Source organism: Deinococcus sp., from assembly GCF_018260555.1.
GTDB lineage: Bacteria > Deinococcota > Deinococci > Deinococcales > Deinococcaceae > Deinococcus.
In genome coordinates, this window is sequence record NZ_JAGLBB010000103.1 from 1 (window position 1) to 6300 (window position 6300).

The window sequence follows — 6300 nt, forward strand, 5'->3', positions numbered from 1 at the left end:
TACAACATCACGCAGAACGGCCAGATCACCATCACCCCCACCCGCTGATCCCAGCGCGGCATACCAGAACACCCCCCATCCGTTCATGCGGTGGGGGGTGTTCTCTTATCGGCGCACGCAAGTGGTAGGTGCATCGTGCCGAGCCCATCAATCGGAGTCCGTCTCATGCGGATTCCGATTGATTCGGCGTACTTCCGAATCAATCCGAGCGGGCGCGAGTAGGAACAAGATACGGATTGGGCGGTATAGAGCGGCAGTCCGTATCAGTCCGGGCCGTCGGTCAGCAGGTCATGCAGCACCCGGGCCGTCATGCCCCAGATGTCGTGGCCCTGCCAGGGGTATCGGTAGAGCGGTACCTGCTGACCATCCGGGAGGGCGCGTGTTTCTCGCACGACTGGCGTGGCCCGCAGGTCCGCCAGGGACGGCAGCAGCAACTGCGCCACCTCGCCGCTCAGGGTCAGGGTCGGTTCGGCCGGCATGCGCGCCAGCACCGGCGTCACATGAAACCCGACCGGCGTGAACACGTCGTCCAGTTCACCCAGCACCGTGACCTGCGCGGGGTCCAGGCCCACTTCCTCCCAGGCTTCCCGCACGGCGGCCTGCGTGGGCGTCTCGCCGGCTTCCAGACTCCCGCCGGGAAAACTGATCTGCCCCTGGTGGGTGGGCAGGTCCGCCGAACGCACCGTGAGCAGCACGCGCGGATCCACCTCGCGCGTCAGGGCGACCAGCACGGCCGCGCGGCGGTACGTGGGCAGGTGCAGGCTGCGCCGCCCCCGTTCACCTACCCACAGCGCCCACGGGTCCGCCAGGGCCAAGTCCAGTGGGTCCAGGTCACTCACGGCTCCGACCCCTGATCCGGCAGGGCGCGCAGCGTGGCCAGAGAACGGTCCCGTAGCGCCAGTTCCGGGTCCACTCCGGCACTCCGCGCCCAGGTGACCACGGCCGCCAGCACGTCCGCCACGCCCGGGGCGGTATCCGGGGCCTGCGTGGCAGCCTGCGCGACCGCCGCGCGGGCCGCCGCCGCTACGCCGCTTGGAATGCCCGCCAGTTTCTGCGTTTTCGACTCGCGCGCCAGTGCGCCCAGCGCGGCCGGCACGCGGTCCTCGGCGGGGCGGGACCGACCACCGCGTTCCTGCGCCTTGATTTCCTGCCAGTTCCTCATGACGTCCGTGCTGTCCTGTACGAGCACCTCACCGAACACATGCGGGTGACGGCGCACCAGTTTCTCCACCACGCCGCGCTCGACGGCCGCGTAATCGAAGGTGCCGCCCTCCTCGGCAATCACGCTGTGGAACGCCACCTGAAGCAGCACGTCGCCCAGTTCGTCACGGAGCGCCGCCGGGTCGCCGCTACCCGCCGCGTCAGACGCCTCGGCCGCCTCTTCCAGCAGGTAGGGGCGCAGGGATTCGTGGGTCTGCTCCTGATCCCAGGGGCAGCCGTCGGGGGCGCGCAGGCGGCGCATGATCGTCAGCAGGTCCTGCATCCTGTCACTGTAACGCGCTGGCCCACACCTGTTCCCGCGCAGCGCCACCTCTGGTTAACATGAGGCCGGGTCGCTCCCGGCGCGCGGTCCCTCACGCCCGCTTCACGCGGCGTCAGCTGGCCTGTGATGCACTACTGCCATGACCCTCACCGCACCCCGCTCCCTGACCCTCCTGCCCGCCGCCCTGTTGCCCGCCAGCCTGATGCTCGCAGGCGCCTTTCAGGGAGTCGGCGCGCAGGCCGCCCCGGCCAGTTGGAGCAGGGCGGCCCTGTCGTCCGCCACCTTTGTGATCCTGGACCCCCAGATTCAGGGGAATCCCAGCGCCGTCAGCGCCCAGCAGCGACAGGGCGTCCTGGAAGCCATGAAACGTGACTCGGCTGGAGCCATCAAGCGCCGCTACCCGAACGCCGTGATCGCCACCGGTCCCACGGCGCCCGGCGCGGTGCAGGTCAAACCGGTGCTGGTCACGCCGTCCGTACTGGCCCCCTGGAACACACTGACTGCCCAGCTTGAATTCCGCATGCCCGCCGGGAACAACGTGATTCTGAAACAGGACTTTGGCGTGCTGACGCTCTGGCAAAAGCAGGCCGAGGCAGCCAACTACATGTACGACGTGCTGGCCCAGCGCCTGCCCTGAACGCCGCTGCCCTGAACGCCGCTGCCCGGAATGGCGTGGCCGGCACACGACTCCTTACGACCGAGGCGGCCTCCGATTGGGTGGCGTTCAAGTTGCTGTGTCCCGCTCTGACATGAGTCTGATCAACGTACGCATACTGGTGTCAGGGGGACGCCATGACTCGACGGGAATACCTGCTTCGTTGTGCCTGGATCAGCTTGCAGCGCCGTTGGGGATGGGTGGCCGTCGCCGCCGTTCTGGCTGCCGCAGTGGCCGCCACGCTGAGTGTCAGTTTGCCGCTGACCCTGCTGATCACGCTGCTGGCCCCCATCGCGACGGCGAGCGGGATTCTCATCAACTCGGTCCGGCGACACTCGCAGGATGTCCTGCCGGTGGTTGGTGGTGACAGCGCCCCGTAGGAAGCGGCCCGGTCGTCCTGAGTGGCTCAACGAACCGCAGGACTGTTCACATGGAAGGTCATCCGGAGCGTGTTAACGTCCACGCATGAGTGATGCCACGACCGCAGCGAAGAAAAGCGCCTTTATCACCGGCGCGAGCAAGGGCATCGGCCTCTCGGTGGCGCGCGCCCTGATGGCCGACGGGTACGCCGTGACCATCACCAGCCGCAACGCCGCCGAGATCGCGCAGGTGGCGGCCGAGCTGGGCGCGGGCGCGCGTGGCGTGCCATGCGACGTGAAGGACCCCGTGGCCGTGCAGAGCGAGGTAGACGCCCACGTGCAGGCCTTCGGTGGTCTGGACGTGCTGTTCGTGAACGCGGGCGTGGGGCATTTCGGGAACATCGCGGACCTGAGCATTCAGGAGTGGCAGGACGTGATCGACACGAACCTCAGCGGTGCGTTCTACACCGTCAAGGCGGCCATTCCGGCCCTGTCGCGCAGCGGCGGGTACATCTTCACGCTGTCCAGCCTCGCCGGGAAGAACCCCCTGCCGGGCGGCGGGGCGTACAACGCCAGCAAGTTCGGCCTGAACGGCCTCAGCGAGGTCATGAACCTCGACCTGCGCGACCGGGGCATCAAGGTCACGCAGATCATGCCCGGCAGCGTCGCCACGCACTTTGCCGGGCACACCCCGGACGCCCAGAAGGACGCCTGGAAGATTCAGCCCGAGGACCTCGCGCAGCTGACCGTGGACCTGCTGCACCTGCCTGCCCGGACCCTGCCCAGCCGCGTGGAAGTGCGCCCCAGCCGCCCCCCGAAAAAGTAAATGGGTGACGGTTGATGGTTGATGGAAGGGGCGCTGACCCGGTCCATCAACCATCACCTTTTGACCATCAACAGCTTTTGCCCGTGCTGCTAGAATGCGCGGGTGTACACGAACCGCCGCGCTCATTACGAGTACGAACTACTGGAGCGCTTTGAGGCAGGCATCAGCTTGACCGGCAGTGAAGTCAAGAGTATCCGCGCCGGTGGCGTGGATTTCCGTGACGCGTTCGCGCGCCTGAGCGGCGGGAACGTGGACCTGGAAGGTCTGTACATCCCTACCTACATGGAAGCGACCTACAACAACCACGAGCCGCGCCGCACCCGCCGCCTGCTGCTGAACCGTGACGAGATCAGCAAGATGAAGCGCGGACTGGACCAGAAGGGCCTGACCCTGGTGCCCACCCGCCTGTACCAGAAAGGCCGCTATTTCAAGGTGGAACTGGCGCTGGCGCGTGGCAAGAAACTGCACGACAAACGCCGCGCCGAGGCCGACAAGACCGTGCGCCGGGAGCTGCGCGAACTGTGAAGGCCTGGCCAGTGACCCGCGCGGCGCGCGGACGGACCCGGGCGGCCTGGACGGTCCTGGCCGGCAGTCTGTTGCTGGTCGGGCTGGCCGGCGCGCAGATCGCGTTCAGCCGCCTGAACCTGGCGGGCAGGCAGGTCGAGAGCATCCAGCTGTTCGGCGCGGAGTACGCCAGTCAGTCCGCCCTGAGTGGCCTGCTGACCGTCGCGCGGGACGGTGGCCTGGTCCGCGTGACGGGACTGGGGCACACGTTGCTGCTGCCCATCGACGAGGACCAGCAGCGGGCCACGACCACCTTCAACACCGTGCAGCTCGACACGCGCCGCCTGAACGCCCGCGCCGCCACGCTGGTAAACGGCAACCTGTACCTGCCCCTGGACACCCTGGCCGACGGCCTGGGTGCGCAGTACCAGAAGGGTGAATTCAAGGTGGCTGCCCCGGCGCTGCTGTCGGTCAGCAGCCGCGCGGGCCGTGATAGCGACCGCATCGTGCTGGACCTGAGCCGCGACGTGGAAATCAGCGACGAGCAGCGCGGCGACCACGTAGTCGTGACATTGCGCGGCCTGAGCGGAGACGCCCGGCGCTACACCACGCGCGGCGCGTTCGTCCCGAGCGCCGAGGTGCGGCGTGAGGGCCGTGACCTGACCCTCACGCTGCCCGTGACGGCCGCCACCGGGTACCGGGTGTTCAAGGTCGTGCGGCCGGGCAACGTGCGCGTCGTGGTGGATGCCGGACCGGGTGTTGGCCGACGAGGGCCGGAACTGCTCAAGCGCGTCACGCGGCCCCTGGTCGTGCTGGACCCCGTGCGGGTCACGGGCGTGGGCCGCGACGTGACGCTCGATGTCGCGCGGCGCGCGGCGGAACTGCTCACGCAGGCCGGGTGGCAGGTGCAGGTCACGCGGGACGCCGCGGGCGCCCTGAGCCGCGAGGAGACCCTGAAACTCGCCCGTCAGAGCGACGTGTACCTGGGACTCGACCTGGGCCGCTTTCCAGGTTCGTCGCGTGGCGGCGTGACCGTGTACGAGCAGACCGGGAAGGCTCCGGCGCGCATCGTGAATTCCATCCGCACCGGCACCAGCGTTCCGTACGGCGGACTGGTCGTCGCCGGGACCGGCAGCACCCGCCGCCTGAGCGAACTGCTGCGCGGCGAACTGAAAGGCGGGGGCGTGAGCGCGGCGCAGGAATCCACGTCGCGCGTCCTGACGCTGGGCGAGGCCCCACAGGCGGCCCTGCTGCTGGAACTGGGGTGGTCCAGCAACCCGCAGGACCTCGCGAATCTGGCGGTGGATGACCGCTTGCAGGTCATGGCGTTCGCCGTGGCCCGCTCGGTCGCCACGTACCTCACGGCCCGCGCGAACAACAACGCCGACATCTCGGCCCAGGGAGCGGCGCAGTGAGCCGCCCAGTGAGCCGCGCAGTGAGCCGCCCGGTGAGCCGCGCAGTGAGCAGGACGCTGGGGGGTATGGCGCGGGTGTTCTCGCTGTTCAACGTGGTCGCGGCGGGCCTGCTGGTCACGTCGGTGCTGGCGCTCCAGGCTGTGCAGCGCCCCCCGGTGGCCCCCACGCCTCCAAAACTGGAACTGACTGAACGGACGCCCCTGAAAGTCAAGGTGTACTTCACGGACAGCAAGGTGCAGCTCCTGAAGCCCGAGATGCGGACTGTGATGGTCGCCAAGACGAACGCCCGCGCGGTCGCCCAGGCGGCCCTGAACGTCTGGGCAGATGGCCCGTACGACCGGAACCTGCTGGCCGCCGTGCCAGCCAAGACGGCCCCGCCGAAGGTCTACCTGCGCGGGCAGCATTTCTTCGTGGACCTGCCCGCCGCGTACGTCAACCTGCGCTACGGCACCAGCGGCGAGCGGATGCTGCTGTGCACGCTGACACGCACCCTGCTCGAGGAGCGGGGCGAGGACGTGACCTTCCTGGTCGCCGGGGAGAACGTGGAAAGCCTGGGACACCTGGACCTGCGAGAGCCGTACACCCGCCGGGACTGCGCCGACCAGTGACGCCCGCCCCCCACCCCGGAGGTCCGGCCTGAGCCTCAGGTGCCCCGCCTGAGCGCCCAGCGCGCCGCCCGTCATGCTTCAGAGCGTCACCCTTCAGGGGTTCAAATCCTTCGCTGATCGCACCCGCCTGGACTTCGGTTCCGGCGTGAGCGCCGTCATCGGCCCGAACGGCAGCGGTAAGAGCAACGTGGTCGAGGCAATCCGCTGGGCCACGCATCAGGCCCGCGCGCGCGAACTGCGCGCGGCGCGCGCCCAGGAACTGATCTTCCACGGCAGCGGTGGCAAGGCCCCGCTGGGACTGGCGGAAGTGCAACTGGAACTCCGCACGCCCGGCGGGGAGCGCGTGAATCTCGCGCGGCGCATCTACCGCGACGGGGCGGCCGAGCAGGACCTGAACGGCCGCCCCGCCCGCGTGCGCGACGTTCACGGGGCGCTGCGCGGCACCGGCCT

Annotated in this window: 9 protein-coding genes; 7 read left to right on the forward strand and 2 right to left on the reverse strand. The window is 68.9% G+C overall.

The features are described 5' to 3' along the window. Positions 1-263 precede the first annotated feature (263 nt). Together QZ271_RS13525 and QZ271_RS13530 are read right to left on the reverse strand one after the other, a co-directional pair. Positions 264-839 carry a CoA pyrophosphatase gene (locus QZ271_RS13525; RefSeq protein ID WP_291432350.1) on the reverse strand — a complete coding sequence of 192 codons (576 nt, stop codon included), beginning with the start codon at positions 837-839 and terminating at the stop codon, positions 264-266. Further along, complete coding sequence (locus QZ271_RS13530) at positions 836-1483, reverse strand: MazG family protein (RefSeq protein WP_291432352.1); 648 nt, start codon at positions 1481-1483, stop codon at positions 836-838. The genes QZ271_RS13525 and QZ271_RS13530 overlap by 4 nt, the downstream gene beginning before the upstream one ends. Before the next feature lie 139 nt (positions 1484-1622). Between QZ271_RS13530 and QZ271_RS13535 the strand changes: the two genes are divergently transcribed. From QZ271_RS13535 to QZ271_RS13565, 7 genes are all read left to right on the forward strand, one after another. Continuing rightward, on the forward strand, positions 1623-2120 hold the full coding sequence (locus tag QZ271_RS13535) for a hypothetical protein (RefSeq protein ID WP_291432354.1): 498 nt from the start codon (positions 1623-1625) through the stop codon (positions 2118-2120). A 155-nt stretch (positions 2121-2275) separates the two neighbouring features. Beyond that, entirely contained in the window at positions 2276-2518 is a 243-nt protein-coding gene (locus tag QZ271_RS13540) for a hypothetical protein (RefSeq protein ID WP_291432356.1), read from the forward strand. Between the two features lie 85 nt (positions 2519-2603). Then, positions 2604-3323 carry an SDR family oxidoreductase gene (locus tag QZ271_RS13545; protein WP_291432357.1) on the forward strand — a complete coding sequence of 240 codons (720 nt, stop codon included), beginning with the start codon at positions 2604-2606 and terminating at the stop codon, positions 3321-3323. A gap of 102 nt (positions 3324-3425) precedes the next feature. Beyond that, on the forward strand, positions 3426-3848 hold the full coding sequence (gene smpB / locus QZ271_RS13550; RefSeq protein WP_273987481.1) for an SsrA-binding protein SmpB: 423 nt from the start codon (positions 3426-3428) through the stop codon (positions 3846-3848). After that, positions 3845-5242, forward strand: a complete 1398-nt coding sequence (locus QZ271_RS13555; RefSeq protein ID WP_291432361.1) for an N-acetylmuramoyl-L-alanine amidase — start codon at positions 3845-3847, stop codon at positions 5240-5242. The genes smpB and QZ271_RS13555 overlap by 4 nt, the downstream gene beginning before the upstream one ends. A 32-nt stretch (positions 5243-5274) precedes the next feature. Then, complete coding sequence (locus QZ271_RS13560; protein ID WP_367114379.1) at positions 5275-5850, forward strand: GerMN domain-containing protein; 576 nt, start codon at positions 5275-5277, stop codon at positions 5848-5850. A gap of 73 nt (positions 5851-5923) precedes the next feature. Beyond that, a partial coding sequence (locus QZ271_RS13565; protein ID WP_291432362.1) for an AAA family ATPase occupies positions 5924-6300 on the forward strand: 377 nt, incomplete at its 3' end.